Source organism: Mycobacterium sp. 852013-50091_SCH5140682 (assembly GCF_001665685.1).
Lineage (GTDB): Bacteria > Actinomycetota > Actinomycetes > Mycobacteriales > Mycobacteriaceae > Mycobacterium.
Map to the genome: position 1 here is coordinate 90999 of NZ_LZTB01000044.1, position 25810 is coordinate 116808.

A 25810-nucleotide genomic window follows, 5' to 3' on the forward strand; every position below is an offset into this window, starting at 1 on the left:
GGCAGTGCTGACTGACCGCTAGGGCCAAGGAATCGATGTCATCGAGGATGCTCTGGGCTAGCTCAGATAGGGGTTCCGTAGGGTGTCGTCTTACCGGTGTGCCATGGGCCGACGCCGGAGACCCGCGTGATATCAACAGTGACGAGGAGATGTCCATCTTCGTTCAGCTCGAATCTGGGCGCGCCTGTGTACTTGTGGAACAGCTGGTCCATGAATCTCTGGCCACGTTCGGGATCGTTGTCGATCGACGCGATGCCGTCGATGAGCAGATGTCGGGTTAGTCCGCTTTCGAGCTTTTGATTGTCCTGGATCGAGAGGATGCATTTCGGGTCGCGTGCGAGGTTCTTTCCCTTGACCCGCCACGGGGGTGTTCCGAACTGGATCTGCCCGTCATCAGTCACGTCGATCCAGATGAAGGAAACATGCGGGCGGCCGTTGGGTCGCATCGTCACCAGATGGGCGCAAGGGCGTGACTCGATGAGAGCACGGGCCTCTGGATGAAGGTCATAAGCCATCGTTGTCTACCTTTCGAAGTATTTACCCGACGTGAACGCCCAATAACTTGAACCACTTTGGCCAAGAGAGAGGCTGCCGTCGCGACAGTGTCCGGCGGAATGTGGACTTCGGATACCGCCTGGTGATCAACGAGTCATGTTGAACGCCGGCGATGCAATGCGTCGGGCGGGGAACTGGACTGCTGGCACCGACGACCTCACAGGATTTCGGCTACGGTGAACGGCGCCCAAGTGATGTCGCCGTAGAGGACGCTGACCACCTCCGGGTCCGAGCCGGGGGCAAGCGCCGCCGCGGGGTGATCGCCGCCGAAGAGCCATTCGATCGACTTGACCTGTGCCTCCTTCACGGCAGCGACGAACGGTACCGCTACCCGTGCAATCTGTTCGGGATCGTGTGGGCCGGCGAAGGTCGTGAAGTAGTTCAGGTGTCCGCCGATCGTTGCCAACCGGTCGGTACCGACAGACGAGGTCGTTCTTACGACAACTTTGTCGTCCACGTAGAGCTCCTGGACCAGTTCGCCGGGACGGGGTTCGGTGTGCTTCACCCATCCGACGTCCGCGCGGTTCCCACATGACGCCATGGCAAAGGACCGCATGCCTTCCGACTCCAGCCAGTGATGTGCGAAGAAGCGGCCATGCGCAGTTGTATTGCCATCGCTTGTCTGTGTGTCGTAGCCGCTGACTTCTGGAGCGATATAGCCGCAGGAGAGTCGCCCGTATGTTCCCATCCCCGAAGAGAGGCCGGGATCCTCGGCGGCCCAGAGGTTGAGTAGCACGATCCCGTCGGGATGAGGTTCCAACGTGCTCGGGAGAGCCTGCCGCGTTGCGGCCGGATCCGCCGGCCGGTACCCGATGATCATCATTCGGGCGTCCTTGACGATCTCTCGAGGAAGCGGGATGGTGCCCGGGCCGGCAAGGGTTTCAACGCTCATGGGATTTCCTCTCGAAGGTCAGCTTGTCCGTTGTTCCACTCCTGCGTCGGCACGAGCAGTCGTGCATCAGTGGTGGCCTCGTACGGGAGGTCATGGGCGGGGCGTGACACCAGTTCCAGCAGCAGCCCGATAGGTGTTCGGACGTACAGGATTGTCATGCCGGCATGAGGCACGTTTTCTAGCAGGATCGGGTCGCCACACGCGCTGCATCCGTGCTCTTGCAGGTACCGCATCGCTTGGTCGATGTCACTGACGTGAATCGCTAGGTGGGACGCTCCGACATCACTGTTCAGCGGCCACACCACCTCACGGTTCGCGGTACTCCATTGAATGAACTCCACCACCTGAGTCGCACCGAGCCTGACGAGCGCAAGAGATGCCGAGGCCCGAGCATCGACATCGAAATGCGTAGACATCCAGTCGCCCGAGGCATCGCAGAAAGGGCCGGCCCTGAGAATCTCTCGACCCCCGAGAACCTCGACGCAGAAGGACACGGCGGCATCCAGGTCGTGAACCGACCAACCGATATGGTCGACATTGGTTGCGGTAGGAATAGATTGGGTCATCACATGTACATCCAGTTCCAATTCTATCGTCAGCGAGACCGCGCGCCACACAGATAGCGATCGGGCTTTCGAGTTTCGATCCTATTGGTATGTAATCGTTTTCGTGTCAAACGGTCGGAATGCTGCCACCGTTCACCGTGTATTCGGCACCTGTGACGAATGATGCGAGTGGGCTCGCGAGGAATATGTTGACCGCGGCTACTTCCGCTACCGTGCCGAGTCGGGCGAGCGGAAGTTTGCGAACATTGACGGCAAAGTGTTCGATTGCAGCCTCCTTCTCCATCCCGAAGGACTCAGCTACAGAATCGCCGAATCCGCCCGGCCGGTCCCACATTGGTGTGCGTACAGGGCCTGGACTGACGGTGTTGGCGCGGATTCCAGCACCACCAAATTCAATCGACAGCGTCTTCATGAACATCAGGATCGCCGCTTTGGACACGTTGTACTCGGCGAAGAAGGGGTCAGGCATTCGGCCGGCGTCGGAGGCAACGCTGACGATCGATCCCCCGTTGGCGGCTTTCATGTGAGGCACCACTTCGCGGCACATCCGCACGATGCTCAGAAAGTTGACGTCGAGCGTGCGCCTCCAATCGGCGTCTGTTCCCTCGAGTGAGCTGCTACGGACTGGCGCGATCCCGGCACAGCAGATCAGGGCGTCGATGGAGCCGAACGCCTCCAGCGCTGCAGCTGTCACGGCCGAGGCTGAGTGTGAATCTGTGAGGTCGCACTGGAACGACCGGAGCCGCGGGTCCTGTCGAGGGGCCAGCGGGGCGACGTCAAGATCCGCCGCCAGGACGTTGGCGCCTTCGGCAAGCAGCTGATTCGCTGTTTCCAGCCCGATGCCTGACGCCCCGCCGGTGACGATCGCCGTCTTCCCTGAAAGCAAGTAGTCCATTTGCTATCTCCATTGATAGTGCCGTCATTCGATGACGTCCTGATAAATGCGAGCTTCGAATCTCGCATGTGATGAGCGAGTCACGTTGAAAGCTAAGTGATTTGACCCTCTTTGGCAAGTGCCGCGATATCGCGTAGTTCCGTTCATCAATTGGGGACTGCGAGCTAGAAGAACGACGAATGGCTGCCATTCAAAGATCGAAGGGCAAGTCGAAACTGCCTCGGATACGGTTGAGTGGTTGGCGGGACGGCGATGTTCGCGTCGGAACCGATTGCATCACAACGTGTTCTAGCGAGGAGGCTTGAATGACTGACCGGAGGCGCGCGGGATCTGCCAACGTGAGGTTCGACTGGGCGACGATTCACCACCCGCACCCGTCGACCGAGGCCACGACGATTGAGCGCTTCCTCGCCCTCGATGACCTGTCCAGTACCGTGTCCGATGTGCTCGACGAGCTGGGCGTCCGCGGTGCAATCCCCGCGTCATGCCTGGGTCCGTCGATGCCGAAGGAACGGATCGTCGGAAACGCCACGACGGTTCGAAACGTGGATCAGTCGCGGTCAGCGTTTGCCGCCGTGTCCGACAAGGATTGGCGCATGGCCGAAATCCTCGCCCTGAGGACCGCGCGGCCCGGGGACATCCTGGTCATTGAAGGCCTTGCCGAGGTATCCAACATGGGCGGCTTGATGGCGGCGGTAGCTAAGCGACAGGGCGTGGCGGGGGCGATAGTCGACGGCGGTGTCCGCGATCTGGGAAGGTCGCGCTCCTTGCAGTTCCCTGTGTGGTCGCGTGACCACACCCCGATCACCGGCAAGTGGCGCAGCGTCACCACCGAGGTCAACGGAACGGTCCGGCTATGCGACATCCAGGTCACAGCCGGCGATCTCATCGTCGCCGACGAAACCGGAATTTGCTGCATCCCGCGTGACCTCATCCACGCTGTCCTTGAGCGCGCAGAGCAGATCGCGTCGTCCGAGATTGGTTTCGATGCCCTGCTGAAGGCCGACGAGCCGGTCGATGTCCTCATCGACTATCTGTACGGCAGGACAGACTGAAACACTATAAGCGGCAATGACCTTCGATACGTTCACCTTCCGACCACCCCGCACAGCCGCTGAGATCAGTGCGCTCGACGCGACGCGACCACTCGTCGTCGAACTGGCCGCAAAAGTTGCGGGATGGCTTGACAGTTTGTCCAGCGAGCAGCGCGCACGAGCCACTTTCGCACCTCCCGGGAAATCGGAGCATGAGCGGTTGCTTTGGTTCTACACTCCGACCGACCACGGCGGCCTCCCATTGGTCGACCAGCGCCCGGCGCAGCATAGGCTGGCAATGCAGATTCTTGCGGCCGGACTCTCAGAGGCCGGATACGTCACCCTGGTCACGGTCATGGGCATGGAGAACGTGCTCGACCGTTTGGAAGGGTGGTCGATGACCTTCGAGCGCGAGCGGGGCAGAGACCCCGGTATGTATTACGTGAGCGTATTCGGGTCGCCGGGTGATCGACTGTGGGGCTGGCGATTCGGCGGTCACCATGTATCCGTCAATCAACTGATCGTCGACGGACGCGTCGTATCCACCACCCCCTTGTTCCTGGGGGCGGACCCCGCCGCTGCGCCGTTGATCGGCAGCGTTCTGCAACCACTGGTCAGCGTGCAGGACGTTGCCCTTGATTTGATGAGATCCTTCGATCGCGATCAGCGCACGCGTGCGCTGATTCATCCACGGGCAGTGTCGGATCTTGTTGGAGCAAACCGCTCTCGGGTCTCGGAAGGCAACCAGCGGCTTCCCCTGCCCGACGTGTTCCGAGGTCGGTTCACCGACGGCATGGTGGCAGCCCAGCTCAACCACGTCAACGAAGCGATGCAGTCAGGCTCTGGCTACTCGGCCGAAGACGACGCTCAAGTCGCCTTGACCGGGGTGCCGAAAGGCCTGCCGGCAGCCGCCATGACAGCGACGCAGCGGGATGCACTGCGGATTCTGCTCGACCTGTACTTCACCCGGGCGGCCGAACCGATCGCGGAGTCGTACCGGGTTCGGTACCGGGGAGACGACCAATTGGACGCGCTGCACGTCGCGTGGGCCGGGGCCACGAATGCCGGCGAACCCCACTACTACCGTATCCAAGGCCCCAGAATCCTGATCGAGTATGACAACACCCAACGCCGCGCCAACCACGTTCACGCGGTCTGGAGGGATCCAACGGGCGACTTCGGAGTCGACACCCTCGCCCATCATCACCACGCCGCGCATGGAGCGCTGAGGGCACACTCTCCCAGTGCGGCTCTCAACAGGTAGCCTGCGGAAATGGTGTCATTGCGGGCGCTGGAGTCCCTGGTGGCAGTAGCTGACCACGGATCGATCACCCGCGCCGCGGAAGCGCTGCATTCGTCGCAGCCCGCAGTGTCCCAACAGCTCGCCGCACTCGAACGTGAGACACGCACACAGTTGTTCCATCGCGAAGGGCGTGGAGTCAGGCTGACGCCCGCCGGTCGTGCGGCCCTGTCCGACGCGCGGCGGGCACTCGATGCCGCAGCTGCAGCAATGCGCTCAGCGCGCGTCGTCGGGGAAGGGGGCAGCGGGTCGTTGCGGCTCGCCTGCGCACAAAGCCTCACGGTCACGTTCCTCGGCCCTGTGATCCAACAATGGATCCAAAGCGATCGCGCAGTGAGGTTTACGCTGCGGGAATCGACCTCAATGGACGAGCTTGTGCAAGTGCTCGACGACGATGAGGTCGATGTGACGTTCGCTGCCGCCCCCACTTCCGTTCCTGACCGGTTCACGGTGACTCCGGTGGCAGACGAAGAGATTGTGCTGACAACAACATCGGACCATTGCCTGGCCAAACAGCCCGCAGTGCGACTCGATCAACTCGACGGCGTCCCCATCGTTCACTTCGCTCCCGAGAATGGTCTGATCTCCTGGCTTGACTATTCGCTCGCCGAGGCCGGTGTCCGTCCGGATCCGGTGATGAGAACCGCGGTGACAGCATCCGCACCACAGCTTGCCGCTACCGGGCTCGGCGTCGCCATCACGCCGATCAGCGCGGTCGGCGAGGGTTTTCCTGGAGCTGTGCGGTCCTTCTCACCGCGCTGGTTCCGCCAACTCGTGGCCATCACTCCCTCAGCGCCCGACCCGCTCGCCGCCCGCTTCATCGGCGAACTGCGGGCGCGGGGCGTGCGCGTACCTAGGGAGATTCAGCAGCAACTTGTCACCGACGTCACCGCATGAGACGTGCGTCAGCGAGTTGCCCCAACCAGCCATGGTCGGGATAGAGCCGAGTGATCCAACCTGCGAGGCGAGCCCTGCTGGTCTCGGTCAGCCGCGGTGCGACCCGATCGAAGTCGTTTTGATCCTTGGGATCGGCGCGGCGCGCCTTGAACAGCAGCGCCACCTCGGGGATGAGGTAGGGCATGCCGTCGCGGAAACCGATCAGCTCGCCGTAGGGCAGCGTGATCGACGGGTCTCGTCGGCACACCCACCGGTTGCCGTCGTGCGGCTCGCGGAATACGTCGAGGTGGTAGCGACCGCTCGCGGGATCTCGGCACCACGTCTGATGAAGGTCCGGATGCTCACCCGCATCGGCGTACGGCCAGAGTCGCCCGGCGCCGGCGACATCCCACTCGAAGCCCGGCAACGCGTCGGCGATCTCCGGAAAACCCCGGCGGGGAACGGCGATTTCGATGTCGGAATGAAGTCGCGGTGTGCCACCGAGATACAGGTCGATCGCCCAGCCGCCGGCCACACACCACGGGGCCTGAACGTGCGCGAGCCGCTCGGCCACCTCGCCCGGAGTCCATGGGGCCCACAGCCGGTCGAGCTCCTCGGCAGAGGGCATCCGGCCGCCGGGCGGAAGTGCATCGTGCGGTGCGGAATTCGTCATCGCGGCTCAGGGTATCTCGGCTGGGCAACGCCGAAGTTCTTGCGCAGCACGACGGCGAGCGTGCGGTATAGGAGCCGCTCGGTTTCAGTGCTTCGGCCGCGTTGGGTGAAGATCTGGACGATGACGGTGCCTTTGGTCCGCTGGAAGTCTAGTCCGGCGTCGAGTGCGATAATTTCGTCTGACTCATGCTGGTTCACAATTTGGAACCGGTCGCGTTCAGGTATTACGAGTACGTCGATTAGCGGCTGTTGGACAGCGTCAGTGATAGCCCGGACAGCTTCGGGAGTACGGCCGCGGATCATGTCGATACGAACGAGTGGCACATCAAGCTCCTTTGATTGGCCGGAGTTGTACTGGATTATCGGCCGAATTCTCGATTGCGGCGATTGTATTTTGCAGACCAACTCACTGCTCCGCTGATCGAAAAGTGTTGGTGCGGTTGGATTGCACCTGGGTTTCGAGGCGGGTTATATCGCGCAATGATGTGAGCTGAACCTTTCAGATACCTGGCGGGAGACCGGCAGGGTGCGGTCAACGGGACGATAATTGTGTTCGCCGCCGCGACGTGGGTCCGCTTGCAATTCGTCCCCGGCTCTGGCGATGAATTACCCGCCAGCAGTTGGTCGTACAATCGAGAGATTCCCCTGGTCTCCTTGATTTCTAGACTGGCAGCTTTACCTCGGCCTGCGGAATGTCGCAGTCGGGGACAGGGTGGCGTCTGCCGAATTGCCGCCAGGTGCTGATACCGTGAAGTTTGAACAGGATTTTAAACGCGCTGCGAGAAGGGCTGGTGGTCATTGTGCCGCGGGAGAGTCCACGGTCTGAGCCTATGAGGCTCGCGTTGCGCGAGGCTGCGTTGACCGTGGCAGCTGAGTTCGGGGTGCGTGGCGTCAACCACCGTCGGATTGCATCGACGGCGTCGGTCGCTATCGGATCGGTGAGCTATCACTACGAGAGCATCGATGAGTTGATTTTCGAGGCGTTCGCCGAATGGGTCCGCCGCCAGACGGATCGGTTTACCCCTGCCTTTGAGGCTGCTTCGGATGAGGACAGTCTTGTGCGGGCTGTGCTCAATCACCTGCATATCATGTACGGCAATCCGCGTGATCGAATCTTGTTGTTCGAGCTGTATGCCCAGTCGGTCCGGGATCCGGTGTATCACGGGCTAGTGGAGAACTGGTCGGTCACGGCCCGGGCCGCGATCGAACGTTTGTATAGCGCACAGACGGCGCAGCAGCTTGAAGCGGTGTGGGAGGGGATCGGTGTGCAGTTGGTGATGGGTGGTTCCATTTCCGCTCCAGAGCAGGCCGAGCCCTTCATTCGACTGGTGCTTGATCAGGAAAGTGCACCGGCGAAGGCTGGGCGGCGTGCCGCTTCTCGACGGAAGACCACAGCGCGCCTCAGTTGAACTGAGACGCGCTGCGGTGTAAGAGTTTTCGGATTTGCGCGGTCAACGAGGTGGTCTGAACGTGGAGGTGCTTAGGTGACGGCTACCTGGTCGCGGTCGTCGTCCTGGGGGTCACCGGTTTGGCCGCCCAGTCGGCGGTAGATGTCCGGGCGGGCTTTCTTCCAGTGCAGCGCGAGGACGAACCCGACTACGCCGGTGCCGTAGATGAAGACCTGCAGGACGGTTCCCAGTACGGTCGAGCCGCCGATGAGCAGGGGGAAGTACCACGCGATGATGGCGACAAACGATGCGAGGCCGACGAATCCCAAACCGGGGGCGACGAGTGATCGCCACCAGTTCTCGCTGTGCATCGTGCGACGCAGGTAGACGATGACAGCCAGGCTTGTCAGCGTCATGACGATCAGGATGGCGTAGCAGAAGATGCCAAACATCCAGGAGTAGAACTTCACGGCGTCCAGTCCGGTGAAGGGCAGCACGAGGATCAGGACGATCACGGCCACGGCTGCGGAGGCGATCGCGGGTGAGCCGTGTTTGGGATGGGCCTTGCCGAGAGCCTTCGGTAGCACTCCGTCGCGAGCGAGGGCGTTGACGTATCGGGCGACCGTGTTGTGTGGGGCGAGCGTTGCGGCGAACAGACTGGTGACGACGAGGCAGCGCATGATCTTGGCGGCGGTGTCGCCGGCGTAGTACGCCAGTCCGTCGGCGAACATGCTTGTTCCGTTGGTGGTGGCGACGTCCGCGACGTTGTTTGGCCCGTAGAAGGTGACCAGTGCCCAGGAGGAGAGAACGTAGAACAGGCCGATCAGGATGATCGCGAGATAGGTGGCCCGCGGCACAGTGCGTGAGGGGTCTTTGACCTCGGATCTATAGACAGCGGTCGATTCGAAGCCGATGAACGTGGCGGCGGCGAAGAGGATGGCGATGCCGACCGAGCCCGAGGTGAATGCGGAGGGAGTGAATGAGGTCAGCTGGAATCCGTGGGGGCCGCCGGTAAAAAGCACCGGCAAGTTGAACACCATCACGATGATCACTTCAAAGGCCATCAGCACGCTCAGGATGGTTCCGGACAGGTCGACGTTGAAGTGCCCGAGAGCCGCGACGGCGACCCAGAGAAGTACCGCTGGGATCCACCAGGGCACCGTGTCGCCTTTTACGAACGAACCGACAAGAAGATTGATCGAATCGCCGAAGAAGGCATACATGCCGACCAGGCAGGTCACGTATCCGAGCAGGGCGAGGAATGCGGCGGCCATGCCGGCCTCGCGACCCAGACCGCCGGTGACATAGGCGTAGAACGCGCCCGTCCGGGGGAAGACCCTCGCCATTGCGGTGAATCCGGTGGCGAACAGCACGAGTACGACACCGATGAGGGCGTAGATGCAGGGCGCTCCGGCGCCGTTGCCTTCCGAGATGACCAGCGGTACCACGCCGGCGATGGCACCAAGGGGCGCCGAGAACGACAGGACTGTGAAGATCAGTTTTGTGGTTCCCATGTGGCCGACGAGTGCGGTGCCTTTGGGGGCGTTCCCAGAGTCCGCGTCGTGTGTGTCTTCCATTGTGTCTCCCAATAGTGTGGATGAGGTTCCACCCGCGGCTTGGTGTACGTGAAGCGTGCGGCACGGGCTTGTGCCAGGCCCCTGCCAATGTGTTGGTCGAAGTGACCAAGAAGCCCAAGTGGATGGTCCTTTTGCGGCGCGGCCCTCGGACTGCCGCGGCGCCGGAATCTCTGTCTCCTTGCGGAACGGTCGATATCGGAACGCTTGTTTGAACTTCTGTATTGGAAAAAAGTTCAAATTTAGCTAGATCACAATGTAGCCCCGCATGTGACCTAGGTCAATCCCTGAATGTGACTTTTGTGTTGCTGATTGCTCGCGCTGCCTGCACGCACCATGGTGTGGGACCAGCCGCGGCAAACTGCTCGTCCGTTGTGTGCGCGGTCCAGGAAACATGCAGTGCTGGTGGCGGTTTCGGTATACGGCGGCCGCAATATGGCCAGAGTGAAACCCGGCACGATTGGTACCAAGCGCTGTGGGTGCCGCGCCACGCCTTGGCCACGGCGACCAAATGGGTCAGATTGTCCAGAACGGCGCGTTCGATCATTGGCCCGACCAAGACCAACACGGAATCTGGCGAAGAACCGATAAGGCATTGATGGATGCGGATGGACGCGCTTAACCCTCAGGTGCTGACCAGTAGTAGGCGGTGGTGACGTCGGCGGCATCGACGTAGCCCAAGCCGAGTGTGTCCGCTATGCGCCTCCCCTCGGGAGGAGAGGCGAGATCACAAGGCGAATCCACCGAAATGAGCGTGGTGAACGCTGCCGCTGTGGCGGCGCCGGTCGCCACTTCTTCCAGCATCAGCACGATTTGAGCGTCGGCAGGTACAGACCCGACGATGATGTCGGCCGCGACCGGAATCACATGGCCCGGTCGGCGGAATGATTGGGCGGTGCTGTCTTGTGCGGCGAGGCGGCGAATGGTCTCGGTGCGGTCATGAGCGGAGATCCCGGTTCCGATCCGGCTCGCCGCATCGACAGCGACATAGCTGTTGGGGCACAACGATTTCGGATCGGACGGCATCCGGGGAACCTGCAGGTCCCGTAAGCGTTGACTGGTCATGGCCACAAAGATCAGGCCGGCGCCGTGGGTGACGAGCGCAGTCGTTGCCGTCGCAGCGGCCGTCGCGCCGTTGAGCGCGAGCAAACTGCGCGTCCGGTGCCCCACGATCACAGGTTCTCCGAGGCGGTACCGGGTAAGGGTGGCTTGTAGGTCGGCTGAGGGTGACATCGCGGTCCTGGTGATGTATTCGTCGACGGTGACGGACATGGGAGGGCCTCCCGGGGTGGTCGTTCAGAGGGATTGGGCAGCCGCGGCGAACTCGGTCAGGAACCGGTCGGCGTCGGTGTCGTCGAACACCAGCGGCGGACGGATCTTGAGCACATGGCCGTGCATACCACTGGCAGAGATAAGGATTCGGCGTCTGCGCAGATCGTTGACGAGGTCGGCGGCCTTGTCCGGGTCGGGTGATCCATCCGAGCGCACGATGTCGACACCGATGAACATTCCTACGCCCCGGATCTCGCCGATCGCCGGCTGATCGGAGGCGATCGTGGCGATCGTGTCGCGCATACGTGTCCCGACCGTATGCGCCCGCGAGAGCAGTTGTTCGTCTCGAATCACGTCGAGGACGGCCTGCGCCGCGGCAATCGATGCCGTGTTGCCACCGAAAGTGTTGAAGTAGCGGACCGTACGATCGAATTCTTCGGTGATCTCGGGCCGGAATACCGCCGCGGCGATGGGCACGCCGTTGCCCATCGGTTTACCGATGGTGACGATGTCGGGAACGATGTGGTGGCGCTGAAAACCCCACCAGGCTTCTCCGGTACGACAGAACCCCGGCTGCACTTCGTCGGCAATGTAGAGGCCTCCGGCCCGGTGCACCTCTTCGATCACAGGCTGGAGGAAACCGGCGGGGTCGGTGAACACCCCATCGCTGGAGAAGATGCTGTCAGCGACAAAGGCGGCCAGCCCATAACCGTGACGCTGGAGATCGGCAATGGCCGTCGCCACGCGAGCGCGCATCGCCGACGCGATATCACCGCCATCGGCATGCTGACGATCTGGCGCTTCGATCACTCGGACGTGTTTGCCCAGCGGTGTCCCCGGGCCCAGTGACGGTGACATAGCGGCGACGGCCGCGGTCAGCCCGTGATAGGCGTTCTCGGTGACGATGATTCCTTCGTTCCCGGTGACGAAGGTCGCCAGGCGAAGTGCCAGATCATTGGCTTCGGATCCCGTGCAGGTGAGGGTGATTCGGCTGAGTTCGGCCGGGAAGGTTGCCGTGAGCCGCTCGCTGTAGTCGATTACGAGATCTTGGATGTAGCGGGTATTGGTGCTGATCGTTTGCATCTGGCGGTGAACGGCTTCGACGACGTGCGGGTGACAGTGTCCGACGCTGGGCACGTTGTTGTACACATCCAGAAAATCGTTGCCGTCAGCATCGAACAGATGTGTTCCGCTGGCCCGGACGAACTCCAGCGGTTCGCGATAGAACAGTCGGTACCCAGGACCGAAAACCTTCGCTCGGCGGGCGAACTGGGACCTCACCTCGGGACTGAGTCCGGAGAGGTCTATGGGGTCGAAACCGTTGATCATGGGAGCGCGGGTTCCGGCTGCAGATGGGCTCATCGTCTGTGTTCCTTCGGGCAGAGTTTTCAGAAGCGTGATGGTGGCGCCTGCAGGCGTGCGGCGACCTCATCCGGTGACACCGCCGCCGCGGCGGCAAGGTTTTCCCAATCAGAGCTGGCGTGACTCATCAGATACTCGTGGCGTTCGGGATTCTGGTGGGCACGCCACCCAGCGATAAGGGCTCGCATCAGCAGGCGAGCCAAGACGGTGTGCGGCAGTAGCGACATTTCGTTCGATGACAGAGTCCGTACTCGCTGATATCCGGAAAGGACAGCCGCGGCACGGTCCCAGGGATCGGGTAGCTCAGCGCTGAGTTGGTTTGCCATCGCCACGCTGACATCGAAGATGGTGGCAGAGCGGACCGCGTCGCCGAAATCCAGGATGCCCGTCACATAACGCGGATCGCTCGGGGAGACCACGACGTTGAACGGGCTGAAGTCTCCGTGAATCACCTGGGTGTCGAGGGCGGCCACGACCGGTGTCACGGTCTCGTTGTAACCCGCGATTACCCGATCGGTGACATCGAGGTGGCTTGGATCGGTGGTGTAGGCGCGCAAGGGGCCGAGACGGTGGAAGTGGGCCAGATCCCACAGGACAAGCCGTGTGTCGGCGCCATGGGTGAAGTCTTTGAGTGCCAACGATAGTCGGGCGAGCATGCCGCCCACGTTCTGCAACTGTTCGTGAGATGGGTCGGCGTGGCTCAGCGTTGTCCCTGGAATGAACTGCAGGACACGCAAGATCCTGGGGTACTTGCCGGTTGTCGCATCGATGGTGTGGTGTCCGCATCCGTCGAGTGTCGGGATCACCTGCTGGACGGGCAGATCCGGTGCCACAGTGCTGACGTGGCGGATCGCGGCGGTCTGTAGCGCAACGATGTCGGGATCTTCACCGTCGGGGGAGACTTTCACCAGATAGGTCCCGGCGGCTGTGGTCAGCCGGAAGGTGTCGTCCTTCTCCGTCGCGATGCGTGACAATGTCCCCGAGAGACCGTAGCGACTGTCGATAAGCGACCTGACCACTTCAACGTCGCTAGGTGTGCCGGTGGAGGCGAGGCCGCTCTCGGCGACGAGACGGTCGAAGAAATCGGTCGGTGTGTGTGCGTTCGCTGTCACTTCGATGCCTCGTGTCGTCGCTGTGGGTCGTGAGTTCGGCATTCGTTGAATGCTGATAGTCGCCATACGTGAATCTCGGACTGTCACAGGTGCGGTGGCGTAGGGAAGGAGAAGCCGTCTTCGGGATTGTCGGTCGGCGGTCGCGCACCGCGATGGCCGATGCCGACGATTCGACGGGAGATGAACGATGTGATTGGTCAGCTGGACCGGACTGGATCGTCAACCACAGCGTGCGGTTGACGATCCAGACTGGACCCTTGCCGACGACCTCAGTTACTGGTTGATGACGAATACCTTGCGCAGCGTCTCGTGGACCGTCCAGGTGGCGACCTCGCCCGCGTCGACGAACACAAGGTCTCCGGCACTCACGTCGATGCTGTCGCCGTTCTCCCCGGATACCGTTGCCTTGCCGCTGAGTACGTAGACGGTCTCCTGGCCCGGCAGGTTGCCGTGTGTGCCCGGCTCGGCCTGCCACACCCCGTGGAACTGGTCGCCGTCGGGGCTGGTGTAGAGACGGTTCGAGGCTGTCGGAGCGTCACTGTCCTCGCGCGTGGCGGACCGAGATCGATCGTGAGTGGGTTGAACTTGCGGATCGTGGCCATATCTTCCTTCTCTTGTTGCTGATTGGCCCGGTGTGGACGGGTCAGTTGGCAGTGAGGTGTTGCAGAGCGGGGCGGACCTTGGTGCCGATGAGTTCGAAGCTTCGGCGGTAGGCGTCGGCGTCGTCGACATATTCGTGTCCGAAAGACACCAAGGTGCCGAAGCCGCCCACCTTCTCGTGGAGGGCTTCGATCTTGCCGATGACGGTGTCAGGGGAGCCGACGATGAGGAAGTTGTCCACCATCCACTCGATTGACAGGTCTTCAGGTGCAATTGTTCCGCCGGAGATCAGATCGCCGATGTGGAGTTTGTTGACGAAGGTCGGGATGTTGTACTCGCCCCATACCTTGCCCATCGCCCCGTTGAGGACTCGGTCTCGTGCTTCGTCGTCGGTTTCGGCGACGAAGTAGTCACGACAGATGCGCCAGTCGGCGCGGGTGGGATTGTGTCCGGCACCGCGGGCAGCTTCGGCGTAGGTGTCCCAATGGTGGACGAGAACCGACTCATGAACCTGCTGGCTCATCGGGATGCCACCGCGACGGCCGGCTTCGGCCAGGCTCGGCGAATGCGCCTGCATTCCGGTCACCATCAACGGGATGCCCGGCTTCTGCAACGGCTTGAGGTGCGGACCCGCGATCGACTCGTCGTAAGCCGGCATGTCGACGGAGAAGAACTCGCCCTCGATCTTGAACGGGCCTGTGCGCGTCCAGATCGCCTCGATGATGTCGAGAGCCTCGACCAGCATTCTTGGGTTGTTCTTTCCGGTGCCGAACAGTTGTGCGTCACTCGGGTAGGCGCCGGGGGCCACGCCCGCGATGTAGCGGCCACCCGTGAGGTGGTCGAGCCACATCATCCGGAACGCCAGGCTGACTGGATTGTGGTACGGCAGCAGGTGTGCCGCGGCACCGAGGGTGATGCTGGAGGTGATCTGCGAGGCCGCGGCGATCATCTGATCCGGCGCGGGCGACGGCTCGTCGCCGAGCGTGTAGTGCTCGGCGAAGAACGCCTCGTCCAGACCGTACTGGTCGGCCCACTGGGTGACCTGAAGGTCCCAGTCGATGACCTCCTTGGCGGTACGCTTCCCGGCCGAGTACCCGAGCGCGTAAGGAATGTTGAAAATGCCGAATCTCATTGGTGTGATGTCCCTTTCGAATTAGAAGGTCGGCTGTCTGGAGACAACCGGGGAAAGCTCGACCGGTGAAAAACCAGCGGTGCGACGTGCCCGTGATCGCTGGGAGGCTCCGCGACGGAGGCGGCGAGAACGCGGGCCACCACGATGGTGTGATCGCCTCCGTCGTATTGGGCTTCGGCTTGGCAGTTGACCCACGCCGACACCCCGGCCAGCAGTGGTCCGCCCAACCGCGGATCATGCTCGCAGTCGACGCCCTCGAACTTGTCAGCGCCGCTGCGGGCGAACTGGCGGGCCAGCTCCGACTGCCCCTCGGACAGGACGTTCACTACGAACTGGTCACTCTCGGCGATTCGCGGCCAGCTCGTCGACGTCTTGGCGACCGATAACAGCACCAGGGGCGGATCCAGAGACAGTGATATGAAGGACTGCAGCGTCATACCCACCGGACCCGAAACGGTATGCGCGGTCACAACAATGACACCCGTGGGGAAATGCCCCAATACGGACCGGATGGTTTCTGCGGTCACCACGTCGGCGGGTAGAGACTCCATCGTGACTCCTTTTCGCGCCCATCCATCGCAAAGAAGTTTGAACGCTTTTTCTGAACATTTTTTCAATGTGTGACACACGCTACACACGGCGAGTGCGGCCGTCAACCCCCTTGTTTCGACCGCGTAGACGCTCCCGGCGTCGTTTCCTGCACGCCACCCATCAGCGTGACCGGATGAATGCGCTGCGGTGCGGATTCGGTCTCAGTTCGACTGTGCCGCAGTGGAATTGCCTGCTCGCAGCTCGGTCGATGAGATGACCCTCCGCCACTTGGGATGGCTGCCGGGCCGGTGGCGCTTGGCGGCACGTGCGCGACGGCTCGGCGCCGGTCGTGCCGGGGCGGTGTTGGTCCGATCGGCCGGCGATGGTCGTTCGTGTGTGCGTCGTTGCGGTATGCCCGAAAGATGCTCGCACGCGCGGTCTTTGGGGGAGTCAAAATGATTCGGTCTTGACAGTATGCGCTGTGCGCGCAACGATGACACCGAATTTGTAAAAAAGTTCAAATCAAACGGATGGTCGTGTTCGCACAGTGCACACGATGACGCCCTTGCTGTGGGCGATGACATCTGACTTCCCATGGGCAAAGGAGAAAAATCATGGTGCCAGAGTTTGCTGGACGTACGGTGCTTGTGTCGGGATCAGCTCGCGGACAAGGCGCCGCGCATGCCTTCCGCTTCGCCGAAGAGGGGGCCAACGTCGTAGTCTCCGACATCCGCGACCAACTGGGCGAGGAGGTCGCCGCGCAGATTCGCGAGAAGGGCGGCAGCGCCATCTATCAGCACCTCGACGTGCGCGACAACCAGCAGTGGCTGGCCGCGGTGGCACGAACCGAATCCGAGTTCGGCAGCCTGAACATCTTGATCAACAATGCAGGCATCGTGAACTGCGATCCCGTCGACACCTGCACCGACGAAACCTGGAACAACGTCATGGACACCAACGCCGGCGGCGTCTTCCGCGGCATGCGGGCCGCCATCCCAGCGCTGCGCCGGGCAGGCGGCGGCGCGATCGTCAACACCGCCTCGATCATGGGCCTGGTCGGCTCCTGGGGCTACGCAGGCTACGTGGCCAGCAAGTTCGCGGTCGTCGGTCTGACAAAGTCCGCCGCACTGACCTACGCCAAGGAGAACATCCGAGTCAATGCAGTCGCTCCGGGCTGTGTCGACACTCCGATGCTCGACGAAGAAAAAGCCATCATGGCCGAAAACCCGTACTGGGACTTCGACGAGTGGATCACGGCCCAGCCGATCTCTGTACCGGCCCGACCCGAAGAGGTCAGCGAACTCATCGTCTACCTTGCCTCAGACCGCGCCCGCTACTGCACCGGCGCCGTCTACCCAATCGACGGTGGAACCACCGTCGGCTGACGACGCCAGCTCGATAACTGAACGCGAGCGCTCGACTACTCGGTGTGCAAGGGCAACATCGTTGCGAATCTCCCCGAGGTTCAAGGCTTCTGCGCGCCGTCCGAGGTCAGGTTTCACCACGCGGAGAACGCCGACGTCGACGCCAGGTAGTCGAGTTTGCGGCGAATTCCGTTGATTTCCCGGCCGATGCTGCGCAGCGCAGTGCGGTCCTGCGGTGACAGCGTTGACAGGTCGACCCGGTCGTCGTACTCGCCGCTGTGATTTCCGGGTAGGGCCGCATTCCATCGCGCCGCCCGTACCCGCCAGCGGATGCTGGACCCGATGGCATGGCACTTGTCGAGTTCGCGCGCGTCGAGACTGTCCAGATAGGTGCTGCCTGCGCCGTCACGCAGCCGATCGCGGGTACTCAATGCATCTGAGCCGCAACTGAGCGCCGCCCATCGGGCGATGCGCACGACAGGGTCCACCGCGGCGAGCTTGATGTCGACACCATCGTCGCCGGTGGTGAGCAACCGCAGCCGGGATGGAACGTGCGCGCGGATGTAGGTCGCGTCCTGCAACATGGCGGCCAAAGCCGCCGGGTGCGCCCGCGTCGCCGTTCCGGCCTGGCCGCGTAGATCGGGACCTGCGGTGACCGGCAGCGCGTCGGCCAGCAGGCCGATCATCACCACTCCGCGGTCGGCGGCGGGGTCAGCGGACCAGTCGCCCATGGCGTCGGCCCACTCACGGGCCGTGCGATTGAACCGCACGCGCGCGGCGATCGCTCCGTTGTCGTCACCGCGGAAATCACAGGCGCCGAGCAGTTCATGGACCTGTGCCGCGTGCGCCAACGCAGCGTCGGGCGTGCTGTCGTCCGCCCGGACGAACAGGGTCTCGAGATCCGAGCCGGGCAGTGCGTCGCCGCGTCCGACGCTGCCCGAGGCGTACCAGACACCCCGGTCCGCGCCCACCAGCCGTGCCGCGGCGATCAGGGCTGTTCGGACCAGCGACGACCAACCCTCCGCCACCGTTGCAGCGCCGGATCTGGTTGCGATGAATTCAGTGACGGCGTCATGCGCTTGGGCAGCCGCGCTGATCAGGTCGTGCTCGGTGACCGCAGCTGCCATGCGACGGCGTGCCGGCTCCAGCGGGTCATCGGGCATACGGGGATTCTGACAGGCCCCGGGGCTGTGAGTGTTCGGCAACCAAACCCTTACTGACGGCTACATGGACGAAACATCCGGGTGACGCCCCGGACATCGCGGCCCGCTTATCTGTCATTCGACAGATATGGACCGGGCGGCAGCGCGCCCCGCACCCGAGGGACATCTCCTATGACCAGTAGCGCAACAGCGCCCGGACGCGATATGTCCGACCACCCCGGAGACCATCACGACCTGGCCGAATTCGGTTACGACCAGCAACTGCACCGCAGGCTAGGGCGGTTCGAGTCGTTCGCGGCGGGCTTCTCGTTCGTGTCGATCCTGACGACGATCTTCCAGTTGTTCGGGCTGGGCTTCGGATTCGGTGGCCCGGCGTTCTTCTGGACTTGGCCCGCAGTTTTCCTCGGGCAGTTCTTCGTCGCGCTGTGCTTCGCCGAACTGGCCGCGCGCTATCCGATTTCGGGTGCCGTCTACCAATGGTCACGACGCATGGGCGGCGAGGTGGTCGGGTGGTTCGGCGGCTGGTTCATGATCCTGGCCCAGATCGTCACTGCGTCGGCTGCCGCCATCGCACTGCAGGTCGTGCTGCCCACGATCTCGGCGCGGTTCCAGATCATCGGTGACGACCCGGCTTTGACCTCGCCGAGCGGAGCGGCCAACGCCGTGCTGCTCGGCACTGTTCTGCTGGTGGTCACGACGACGATCAACTGCCTTGGCGTCAAATGGATGTCGCGGGTCAACAGTGCGGGTGTCGTGTGCGAGATCGTCGGTGTCATCGCGGTTATCGGGGTGTTCTTCACCCACGCCCAGCGTGGCCCCCAGGTGGTGTTCGATACAGGGACCCCAGGCCAACAGCCCGGCTACATGTGGGCGTGGATCATGTCCGGCCTGATGGCTGCCTACGTGATGGTGGGATTCGGCTCGGCAGGTGAACTGGCCGAAGAGACCCGCAATCCGCGCCGAGTGGCGCCGCGCACCATCCGGTTGGCGTTGTCGGTTTCCGCGCTCGGCGGCGGCCTGATGATCTTGGGAGCGCTGATGGCCGCGCCGAGCCTCACCGACGGGCGGTTGGCCACCGAGGGGCTGCCGTATGTGCTCGACACCGTGCTGTCCTCGCCGTGGGGAACGGTCCTGCTGATCGACGTGTGTATCGCGATCACGATCTGCACGTTGGCCATTCAGACCGCGGCGTCACGGCTGATGTTCTCGATGGCTCGCGACAACCGCCTGCCGGGCTCGGCGATCCTGTCCCGCGTCAACGGCCGCACCGGCACTCCCATCTGGCCCTCGGTGCTCATCGGAGTGCTGTGCATCGGCGTCCTGCTGGTGAACGTCGGCAACGCTGCCATCTTCGCGACGCTGGCCAGCGTCTGCATCATTCTGATTTACCTCGCCTACCTGATGGTCACCGCCCCGCTGTTGTACCGCAGACTCAAGGGCTGGCCTGCCGAGCGCAATCAGGTTGATTCCGAAGGTCTTCCGCTGTTCTCGCTGGGCAGGTTCGGTGTGGTCGTCAACATCCTCGCCGTGGCCTACGGCGCCCTGATGATCGTCAACCTGGGTTGGCCGCGAGCCGCGATCTTCAACCCGACCGGCGACATGCCGATCCTGCAATGGGCAGGCCCGCTGAGCGTCGCCGTCACCGTACTGCTCGGCGTGGCCTGCTTCCCCCGCGGCAAGACGCACCCGAAACCCGTCACGATTGGAGCCTGAGCATGACCACTGCGACGACTGCCGGGGCACGCGACCACGCCCGTGCCCAGGCCGGTACCGTCACCGACGCGATGCCCGTTGTCCCGGCATCGAATTGGCCGTCCCCACCGCCGGGTGTCGACGCACAGCGGCTGACCTGGGCCGAGACGGTGCCAGGAGGGCGCTACACCACCAAGGTGTTGGCCCGCGGCACCCGGCTGCGACTGCGCGATCTGGACGGCAGCGCGTGCGCCCACCTGTTGTTGTGGCGTGCCGACGCGCCGTGGGAACGCCTCAACGTCGCCGACACCGTGAAAGTGCCCTGGCATGCCTATATTTCGGCTGGGCACCCGCTGCTCAGTGATCAGGGGCGAGTGCTGGCCACCGTCGTATCGGACAACTCACGCCACCACGATGCGCTGTGCGGTACCACCACGCTCACGGGCAATACTGCGAAATACGGTGCGGGGGAGGTGCAGTCGGCAAGCCCCGCTGGCCGGGAGCTGCTGGCGCTGGCCGCGCTGAAGAACGGGCTGTCCCGTCGGGACGTCGCACCGAGTGTGTCGTTCTTCCACGGCGTGCGGGTGGAGTCCGACGGCACACTGGTGTCGACCGGGTCTGCCGGCCCGGACACGGCGGTGGAACTGATCACGCACCTGCCGCTCATCGCGGCCATCGCCAACACCGCCCATCCGCTGGACCCGGCACCGGTGTTCGACGTCGGACCCGTCGAAGTGTTGGCTTGGACGGCACTCGGCGACCTCACGGCTATCGGGACCGAGCTCAGTGCTCGCGATCCGGAATACCAACGCGCTTACCTGAATTCCGAAGACGTCTGGAGTGCCCGATGACTGTGCTTGTTACCGAGACCCTTGTCGACGAGGTGGTTGCGCCACGGGCGCCGTGGTCGCAGGTCGTATCCGCGGGTGACGTGCTGACCATCATCGACCTACACGGCAATCAGGCGGTGGACACGTTGTTCTACGGAGCCGACGATCACACCGTGCGCTACAGCGCTCCGGCCACGATCGCCATGCAGGGCAACATCTTCCTGACCACCGGGTCGGTGCTGCGCGACAGCGACGGCGCGCCGATGCTGACGATCATCGAGGATGAGGTCGGTAACCACGACACCCTCGGCGGCGCCTGTTCGCAGGAGTCCAACACCCTGCGCTACGGGCACCACACCAAACACCAGCACGCCTGCGTGGAGAACTTCATCGGCGAGGGCGCCCTGTGGGGGCTGGCGAAGGCCGACATAGTCAGCAATATCAACTTCTTCATGAATGTGCCGGTGGAACAGGACGGTTCGCTGGGCATCGTCGACGGCTTGTCCGCACCGGGCAAGAAACTGTCGCTACGTGCCGAGATCGACACCCTGGTGCTGGTCTCGAACTGCCCGCAGATCAACAACCCGTGCAACGGATTCGATCCGACCGCTGTGCGCATGGTGGTGACGCGCCGATGACGGAGTTCTTCTCTGCTCCCCGCGTGCGCACCATCGAAGTCATCCGGCCCGGCCTGGCCACCACCGTCCAGGACTGGCCCGGCCGGGTCGGCTACTGGCAGATCGGGGTGCCGCCGTCGGGACCGATGGACGACGTGTCATTCCGGCTGGCCAACATCGCGGTGGGCAACCCCGAAGGCGCGCCGGGATTCGAGACCACCATGGCGGGCCCCGCGTTACGGTTCGACACCGACACGTGGGTGTGTGTCACCGGTGCGCCGGCACCGGTCACGATCGACGGGGTGCGGGTCCCGCAATGGGAACCGGTGCTGGTGGGGGCGAATCAGATCCTTGACGTGGGCCTGGTTGCTGGTGCGGGTCTGCGCTCGTACATCGCGGTGGCCGGTGGGCTGCGCGCCGACGAATATCTCGGCAGCGCTGCGACATTCACCCTCGGCCGGTTCGGCGGACATGAGGGCCGGGTGCTGTGCGGCGCGGACAAACTCGACATTGCCGACGCTCCGGTGGGACGGCGGCGGCGGATCCTCTACGACGAGCAACCCGCCATCGGCAAGCATTGGTACATCGCCGTCACGGTGGGCCCGCATTCGGCACCGGAGTTCTTCACCCGCGATGACATCGACACCCTGTTGGAGCACGACTACGAGGTGCACTTCAATTCTGACCGCACCGGGGTTCGGTTGATCGGGCCGAAACCCGAATGGGCCCGGCCCGACGGCGGGGAAGCCGGACTACACCCGTCGAACATTCACGACAACGCCTATTCGGTGGGCTCGCTCGATTTCACCGGCGATACCCCGATTCTGCTGGGGCCCGACGGCCCCAGCCTGGGCGGCTTCGTCTGCCCGGTCACTGTCACCGCTGCCGATCGGTGGAAGCTGGGCCAGCTCGCGCCGGGGGCCACGGTACGGTTCGTGCCGGTGCGGGCCGATGCGGCACCGTCGCCCGCCACAGTGGGCAGGCCGCGACGCGCCTTCATTCCGGCCGTGTTCTCCTCCGGTGGTGACGAGGACGACGGAATCCTGCACCGGGCAACCTCGTCCGATGGATCGACGGCGGTCACCTACCGGCGCTGCGGCGACGACAACGTGCTCGTCGAATATGGGGAGATGCGCCTCGATCTGGCGCTGCGGGCCCGTGTGCACGCCTTGCACCACGCGCTGGAACAGGATCGGCCGGCCGGCCTTGTCGACCTCACGCCTGGTGTGCGTTCGTTGCAGGTGAAGGTGGACTCGACCCAGCTCCCGCTCTCGAAGCTGGTGCCCCTGTTGACCGAGCGGGAGGCGTCACTGCCGGCCGCACATGACCTCGTGGTCCCCAGTCGCACCGTGCGGCTGCCGTTGAGTTGGGACGATCCCGCGACGCGTGAGGCGATCGAGCGCTACATGCACGGCGTGCGGTCGGATGCGCCGTGGTGCCCGTGGAACATCGAATTCATCCGCCGGATGAACGGCCTGCAGTCGACCGATGATGTGCACCGGATCGTGTACGACGCAGAGTATCTCGTGCTCGGCCTGGGTGACGTGTATCTCGGCGCGCCGGTGGCGACACCGCTGGATCCCCGGCACCGGCTGGTGACCACCAAGTACAACCCGGCCCGCACGTGGACCCCGGAGAACGCCGTGGGTATCGGAGGGGCGTACCTGTGCATCTACGGCATGGAGGGCCCCGGCGGGTACCAATTCGTCGGACGGACCACTCAGATCTGGAACCACCGTCATCCGCTTCGCGCCGCAGGTTTCGAGCCTGAACACCCTTGGCTGCTCAGGTTTTTCGATCGTATCCAGTGGTATCCGGTGTCCGCGGACGAGTTGCTCGACCTGCGCGCCGACATGGCTGCCGGCCGCGGACGCGTCGAGATCGCCGACGGGACATTCTCCCTCGCCGAGCATGATCGGTTCCTGGCAGCCAACGCCGGCGACATCGCCGCCACTCGCGCGGAAATGGAGACCGCCCGCGCCGAGGAACGGCAGCGGTGGGCTGCGGCAGGGGAGTTCGCCAAGAAGGAGTCAGCGTGAGCGAGCTTGCAGGCATCGGCGAAGTCGCCGAGGTCTACCGGCGCATCGAGGAGAGCGGCCGCAGTGAGGTCTTCATCCACCTGCGCCCGCAGGCCGACGTCGAAGCCGATCTCCGCGTGGCAGCGGGCCCCTTGGCAGGGCTACTGTTGGCAGTGAAAGACAACGTCGATGTGGCGGGTGTACCGACCACGGCGGCGTGCCCAGGCTTCAGTTATCTTCCCGATGCCGACGCACCGGCGGTCTCCGCTCTCAAGGCCGCCGGTGCCGTCGTCATCGGCAAGACCAACCTCGACCAGTTCGCCACCGGGCTGGTTGGAACACGCAGTCCTTATGGTGCCGTGCGGGATTCACGGCGACCGGAGTACATCTCGGGCGGATCGAGCTCGGGTTCGGCGGTCGCGGTCGCACTGGGGTTCGCTCACATTGCGATCGGCACCGACACCGCGGGATCCGGGCGGGTGCCCGCGGGTCTGCAGGGGCTCGTCGGGATCAAGCCGACCATCGGAGTGGTGAGTACCGACGGTGTTGTACCGGCGTGCGCCAGCTATGACTGCGTGACCATCTTCGCGGCCGACCTGGCTACCGCCCAGGCAGCCATGGCCGCCATGAGTGCCGGTGCGTCCCAACGCGTCTGGCCCGCCGACGTCCCGCTGGCCGCGCCGCCTGCGCCCCGGGTCGCGGTGCCGGCGGAACTGCCAGAACTCGACGCCGACTGGCGGGTGGCCTTCGATGCGGCGGTGCATCGGGCCCAGGCGGCGGGATTCGAGACGGTACCCATTGCGATGGACGCGTTCTTCGCCGCCGCCGATCTGCTGTACAACGGCGCGCTTGTCGCCGAACGCTGGGATGCGGCGGGCGGTTTCGTGGCAGGCGCAGTGCCGGATGCGGGATTGGATCCGACGGTAGCGTCCATCATCATCGCGGCGGGCGGGTACTCGGCCGCAGATCTGCTGCGGGACCGCCGTCGGGTCGAGGAGTTGCGACGTGAGGCGCTCGCGCAACTCACCGGCTGCGATGCCCTCTTGGTGCCCACCGCACCCGCGCATCCGTGCATCGCCGAGGTCGTGGCCGACCCGATAGCAGTGAACACCCGCATGGGTCGGTACACCAACTTCTGCAACCTGTTCGACATGTGCGCGATCGCGATTCCTGCCGGAACGGTCGCCGATGGTGCACAGTTCGGTATCACGTTGCTGGCGCCCACTTTTCACGACGCCGTCGTCGCTGACCTCGCGGGTCGTTTCCTCGGTGAGCCGCCTGCTGCCGGTTGGCCTGAGCTCGGCAGCGCAGCGGTCACGGAGCTTGCGGTCTTCGGTGCGCACCTGCGGGGCCAGCCGTTGGAGCATCAATTGACCAGTAGAGGCGCCCGCTGGGGCGGAGCTATCAAGACCGCACCGCACTACCGGCTGTACGCGCTCGACACTGTCCCACCCAAGCCTGGGCTGGTCCGTACCACCGAAGGCGGCGCGACCATCCTGGGGGAGCGGTGGGTGCTGTCGCGGGCCGCTCTCGGCGACTTCCTCGATGAATTGCCCGCGCCGATGATGCTCGGCAAGGTCGAGCTCGACGATGGCACCTGGATCACCGGATTCGGTTGCGATCATGCGGCTGCCGAGCAAGGGCGGGACATCACACGATACGGGGGCTGGTTGGCGGCGCACATGGGCTGACGCCTGGGGATGAACCTTGGGTTGGGGACTCAGGCCTGCGGCACGATGAGCGCGACCATGACCTCGAGCCGGCGGGCGGCCTGCCGGTAGGTCATCGCGCCGGTCTGGGCTTGCAGCAGCGCGCCCCAGAACACTGACTCGAGCGTGGTGAGCACTTCGGGCCAGGCGCCGGTTCCCAGGGCCGTGGAAATCCGTCGCCGCACCTCACTGGAGATGCGGGATCGGACATCGGCGACGGTGTCGTCCTCGGCGCTCACCAGTACCTGGGTGCACATGCGGGCCAACCTCGGCTCGTCGGCCAGCAGCAGGGTCATTGCCCTGAGTTGGTCGCTGACCCGGGCGGCGATGCCGACGTCTGGGTCGACGTCGAGCGGCAGTGTCGTCACCCGATGGAGATAGAGCTCGGCGAACACCACCTCGAGCGATGGGAAGTGGGCACGCAATGTCGCAGGTGCGATTTGGGCTTGCGCGGCCAACCGCGTCACCGAGACGTCGGCATCGCTGTCGAGCAACTGTGCCGCGGCACCGAAGATGCGGCGACATGTGTGTGCGCGCCGACCGTGGGCGTCATGCAGACGGGTGACAGTTGCCACCGTCGGGCTGGACATCTGTCCAGGCTATCGAGCATCGGCAAGGAAGGCAATCAACGGGTCAAATTCGAACTGGGCCAACGG

25 protein-coding genes are annotated in these 25810 nt (G+C 63.7%); 10 read left to right on the forward strand and 15 right to left on the reverse strand.

The features are described 5' to 3' along the window. Positions 1 to 62: 62 nt before the first annotated feature. The 4 genes from A5784_RS14325 to A5784_RS14340 all read right to left on the reverse strand — a co-directional run bounded on the left by A5784_RS14325 (position 63) and on the right by A5784_RS14340 (position 2908). Entirely contained in the window at positions 63 to 515 is a 453-nt protein-coding gene (locus tag A5784_RS14325) for a PPOX class F420-dependent oxidoreductase (RefSeq protein WP_064945561.1), read from the reverse strand. 197 nt (positions 516 to 712) lie between these two features. After that, positions 713 to 1378, reverse strand: a complete 666-nt coding sequence (locus tag A5784_RS14330) for a hypothetical protein (protein WP_156750557.1) — start codon at positions 1376 to 1378, stop codon at positions 713 to 715. 65 nt (positions 1379 to 1443) lie between these two features. Next, a complete protein-coding gene (locus tag A5784_RS14335) occupies positions 1444 to 2064 on the reverse strand; it encodes a VOC family protein (RefSeq protein ID WP_082944843.1) in 621 nt (206 codons plus the stop codon). A 55-nt stretch (positions 2065 to 2119) separates the two neighbouring features. Beyond that, positions 2120 to 2908 carry an SDR family NAD(P)-dependent oxidoreductase gene (locus tag A5784_RS14340; RefSeq protein WP_064945563.1) on the reverse strand — a complete coding sequence of 263 codons (789 nt, stop codon included), beginning with the start codon at positions 2906 to 2908 and terminating at the stop codon, positions 2120 to 2122. Positions 2909 to 3213: 305 nt separating this feature from the next. On the opposite strand from A5784_RS14340, the gene A5784_RS14345 reads away from it, so the two are divergent. From A5784_RS14345 to A5784_RS14355, 3 genes are read left to right on the forward strand one after another with little or no spacing between them, the layout of a single operon-like run. Next, complete coding sequence (locus tag A5784_RS14345) at positions 3214 to 3963, forward strand: RraA family protein (protein WP_082944844.1); 750 nt, start codon at positions 3214 to 3216, stop codon at positions 3961 to 3963. Between the two features lie 16 nt (positions 3964 to 3979). Continuing rightward, positions 3980 to 5206, forward strand: a complete 1227-nt coding sequence (locus tag A5784_RS14350) for a DUF3500 domain-containing protein (RefSeq protein WP_082944845.1) — start codon at positions 3980 to 3982, stop codon at positions 5204 to 5206. 9 nt (positions 5207 to 5215) lie between these two features. Then, on the forward strand, positions 5216 to 6139 hold the full coding sequence (locus A5784_RS14355; protein WP_064945565.1) for a LysR family transcriptional regulator: 924 nt from the start codon (positions 5216 to 5218) through the stop codon (positions 6137 to 6139). On the opposite strand, the gene A5784_RS14360 is transcribed toward A5784_RS14355, so the two are convergent. Continuing rightward, positions 6129 to 6791, reverse strand: a complete 663-nt coding sequence (locus A5784_RS14360; RefSeq protein WP_064945566.1) for a nucleotidyltransferase domain-containing protein — start codon at positions 6789 to 6791, stop codon at positions 6129 to 6131. The genes A5784_RS14355 and A5784_RS14360 overlap by 11 nt on opposite strands. Beyond that, the gene (locus A5784_RS14365) at positions 6788 to 7114 is read right to left on the reverse strand and encodes a tautomerase family protein (RefSeq protein WP_082944846.1); all 327 of its coding nucleotides are present in this window, start codon (positions 7112 to 7114) and stop codon (positions 6788 to 6790) included. Before A5784_RS14365 ends, A5784_RS14360 begins: the two co-directional genes overlap by 4 nt. Before the next feature lie 506 nt (positions 7115 to 7620). Between A5784_RS14365 and A5784_RS14370 the strand changes: the two genes are divergently transcribed. Next, positions 7621 to 8199, forward strand: coding sequence for a TetR/AcrR family transcriptional regulator (locus tag A5784_RS14370; RefSeq protein WP_156750558.1), 579 nt, complete (start codon positions 7621 to 7623; stop codon positions 8197 to 8199). Positions 8200 to 8270: 71 nt separating this feature from the next. On the opposite strand, the gene A5784_RS14375 is transcribed toward A5784_RS14370, so the two are convergent. The 7 genes from A5784_RS14375 to A5784_RS14405 form a co-directional block, all read right to left on the reverse strand. Continuing rightward, positions 8271 to 9755: an APC family permease gene (locus A5784_RS14375; RefSeq protein ID WP_064945569.1), complete on the reverse strand. Its 1485-nt coding sequence runs from the start codon at positions 9753 to 9755 to the stop codon at positions 8271 to 8273. A gap of 615 nt (positions 9756 to 10370) precedes the next feature. After that, entirely contained in the window at positions 10371 to 11024 is a 654-nt protein-coding gene (locus A5784_RS14380; protein ID WP_064945570.1) for a 3,4-dihydroxy-2-butanone-4-phosphate synthase, read from the reverse strand. Between the two features lie 24 nt (positions 11025 to 11048). Beyond that, on the reverse strand, positions 11049 to 12353 hold the full coding sequence (locus tag A5784_RS14385) for an aspartate aminotransferase family protein (protein ID WP_156750568.1): 1305 nt from the start codon (positions 12351 to 12353) through the stop codon (positions 11049 to 11051). Between the two features lie 59 nt (positions 12354 to 12412). Then, positions 12413 to 13498: a phosphotransferase gene (locus tag A5784_RS14390; RefSeq protein ID WP_064945572.1), complete on the reverse strand. Its 1086-nt coding sequence runs from the start codon at positions 13496 to 13498 to the stop codon at positions 12413 to 12415. Positions 13499 to 13771: 273 nt separating this feature from the next. After that, the gene (locus tag A5784_RS39175) at positions 13772 to 13975 is read right to left on the reverse strand and encodes a cupin domain-containing protein (RefSeq protein WP_064945573.1); all 204 of its coding nucleotides are present in this window, start codon (positions 13973 to 13975) and stop codon (positions 13772 to 13774) included. Between the two features lie 166 nt (positions 13976 to 14141). Further along, positions 14142 to 15230 (reverse strand): LLM class flavin-dependent oxidoreductase, encoded by a 1089-nt coding sequence (locus A5784_RS14400; RefSeq protein WP_082944849.1) that lies wholly within the window; start codon positions 15228 to 15230, stop codon positions 14142 to 14144. Further along, on the reverse strand, positions 15227 to 15781 hold the full coding sequence (locus A5784_RS14405) for a flavin reductase family protein (protein WP_064945574.1): 555 nt from the start codon (positions 15779 to 15781) through the stop codon (positions 15227 to 15229). Before A5784_RS14405 ends, A5784_RS14400 begins: the two co-directional genes overlap by 4 nt. A 594-nt stretch (positions 15782 to 16375) precedes the next feature. Here A5784_RS14405 and A5784_RS14410 point away from each other — a divergent pair. After that, positions 16376 to 17146 (forward strand): SDR family NAD(P)-dependent oxidoreductase, encoded by a 771-nt coding sequence (locus A5784_RS14410; protein ID WP_064945575.1) that lies wholly within the window; start codon positions 16376 to 16378, stop codon positions 17144 to 17146. 113 nt (positions 17147 to 17259) lie between these two features. On the opposite strand, the gene A5784_RS14415 is transcribed toward A5784_RS14410, so the two are convergent. Further along, positions 17260 to 18288 (reverse strand): putative nucleotidyltransferase substrate binding domain-containing protein, encoded by a 1029-nt coding sequence (locus tag A5784_RS14415; RefSeq protein WP_082944850.1) that lies wholly within the window; start codon positions 18286 to 18288, stop codon positions 17260 to 17262. A gap of 171 nt (positions 18289 to 18459) precedes the next feature. Here A5784_RS14415 and A5784_RS14420 point away from each other — a divergent pair, with 171 nt between their 5' ends. The 5 genes from A5784_RS14420 to atzF are packed head-to-tail and all read left to right on the forward strand — an operon-like array spanning position 18460 to position 25136. Continuing rightward, the gene (locus A5784_RS14420; RefSeq protein ID WP_064945576.1) at positions 18460 to 20001 is read left to right on the forward strand and encodes an amino acid permease; all 1542 of its coding nucleotides are present in this window, start codon (positions 18460 to 18462) and stop codon (positions 19999 to 20001) included. Positions 20002 to 20003: 2 nt separating this feature from the next. Next, positions 20004 to 20831 carry an urea amidolyase associated protein UAAP1 gene (locus tag A5784_RS14425; RefSeq protein ID WP_064945577.1) on the forward strand — a complete coding sequence of 276 codons (828 nt, stop codon included), beginning with the start codon at positions 20004 to 20006 and terminating at the stop codon, positions 20829 to 20831. After that, on the forward strand, positions 20828 to 21448 hold the full coding sequence (locus A5784_RS14430; protein WP_064945578.1) for an urea amidolyase associated protein UAAP2: 621 nt from the start codon (positions 20828 to 20830) through the stop codon (positions 21446 to 21448). The genes A5784_RS14425 and A5784_RS14430 overlap by 4 nt, the downstream gene beginning before the upstream one ends. Next, positions 21445 to 23466, forward strand: coding sequence for a 5-oxoprolinase/urea amidolyase family protein (locus A5784_RS14435; RefSeq protein WP_064945579.1), 2022 nt, complete (start codon positions 21445 to 21447; stop codon positions 23464 to 23466). Before A5784_RS14430 ends, A5784_RS14435 begins: the two co-directional genes overlap by 4 nt. Before the next feature lie 14 nt (positions 23467 to 23480). Next, positions 23481 to 25136 (forward strand): allophanate hydrolase, encoded by a 1656-nt coding sequence (atzF, locus tag A5784_RS14440; RefSeq protein ID WP_064945629.1) that lies wholly within the window; start codon positions 23481 to 23483, stop codon positions 25134 to 25136. Positions 25137 to 25165: 29 nt separating this feature from the next. Here the strand turns inward: atzF and A5784_RS14445 are convergent, their stop codons facing one another. After that, a complete protein-coding gene (locus A5784_RS14445; RefSeq protein WP_064945580.1) occupies positions 25166 to 25744 on the reverse strand; it encodes a TetR/AcrR family transcriptional regulator in 579 nt (192 codons plus the stop codon). Between the last annotated feature and the right edge of the window lie 66 nt (positions 25745 to 25810).

Excerpts from the sequence above, each read along its gene's own strand:
- A5784_RS14415 (WP_082944850.1), bottom strand. The coding sequence starts at position 18,288 with ATGCCCGATGACCCGCTGGAGCCGGCACGCCGTCGCATGGCAGCTGCG.
- A5784_RS14350 (WP_082944845.1), top strand. The coding sequence starts at position 3,980 with ATGACCTTCGATACGTTCACCTTCCGACCACCCCGCACAGCCGCTGAG.
- A5784_RS14385 (WP_156750568.1), bottom strand. The coding sequence starts at position 12,353 with ATGATCAACGGTTTCGACCCCATAGACCTCTCCGGACTCAGTCCCGAG.
- A5784_RS14430 (WP_064945578.1), top strand. The coding sequence starts at position 20,828 with ATGACTGTGCTTGTTACCGAGACCCTTGTCGACGAGGTGGTTGCGCCA.
- A5784_RS14410 (WP_064945575.1), top strand. The coding sequence starts at position 16,376 with ATGGTGCCAGAGTTTGCTGGACGTACGGTGCTTGTGTCGGGATCAGCT.
- A5784_RS14425 (WP_064945577.1), top strand. The coding sequence starts at position 20,004 with ATGACCACTGCGACGACTGCCGGGGCACGCGACCACGCCCGTGCCCAG.
- A5784_RS14400 (WP_082944849.1), bottom strand. The coding sequence starts at position 15,230 with ATGAGATTCGGCATTTTCAACATTCCTTACGCGCTCGGGTACTCGGCC.
- A5784_RS14340 (WP_064945563.1), bottom strand. The coding sequence starts at position 2,908 with ATGGACTACTTGCTTTCAGGGAAGACGGCGATCGTCACCGGCGGGGCG.
- A5784_RS14445 (WP_064945580.1), bottom strand. The coding sequence starts at position 25,744 with ATGTCCAGCCCGACGGTGGCAACTGTCACCCGTCTGCATGACGCCCAC.
- A5784_RS14330 (WP_156750557.1), bottom strand. The coding sequence starts at position 1,378 with ATGATGATCATCGGGTACCGGCCGGCGGATCCGGCCGCAACGCGGCAG.
- A5784_RS14360 (WP_064945566.1), bottom strand. The coding sequence starts at position 6,791 with ATGACGAATTCCGCACCGCACGATGCACTTCCGCCCGGCGGCCGGATG.
- A5784_RS14355 (WP_064945565.1), top strand. The coding sequence starts at position 5,216 with ATGGTGTCATTGCGGGCGCTGGAGTCCCTGGTGGCAGTAGCTGACCAC.
- A5784_RS14405 (WP_064945574.1), bottom strand. The coding sequence starts at position 15,781 with ATGGAGTCTCTACCCGCCGACGTGGTGACCGCAGAAACCATCCGGTCC.
- A5784_RS14380 (WP_064945570.1), bottom strand. The coding sequence starts at position 11,024 with ATGTCCGTCACCGTCGACGAATACATCACCAGGACCGCGATGTCACCC.
- A5784_RS14435 (WP_064945579.1), top strand. The coding sequence starts at position 21,445 with ATGACGGAGTTCTTCTCTGCTCCCCGCGTGCGCACCATCGAAGTCATC.
- A5784_RS14375 (WP_064945569.1), bottom strand. The coding sequence starts at position 9,755 with ATGGAAGACACACACGACGCGGACTCTGGGAACGCCCCCAAAGGCACC.
- A5784_RS14345 (WP_082944844.1), top strand. The coding sequence starts at position 3,214 with ATGACTGACCGGAGGCGCGCGGGATCTGCCAACGTGAGGTTCGACTGG.
- A5784_RS14420 (WP_064945576.1), top strand. The coding sequence starts at position 18,460 with ATGACCAGTAGCGCAACAGCGCCCGGACGCGATATGTCCGACCACCCC.
- A5784_RS14325 (WP_064945561.1), bottom strand. The coding sequence starts at position 515 with ATGGCTTATGACCTTCATCCAGAGGCCCGTGCTCTCATCGAGTCACGC.
- A5784_RS14370 (WP_156750558.1), top strand. The coding sequence starts at position 7,621 with ATGAGGCTCGCGTTGCGCGAGGCTGCGTTGACCGTGGCAGCTGAGTTC.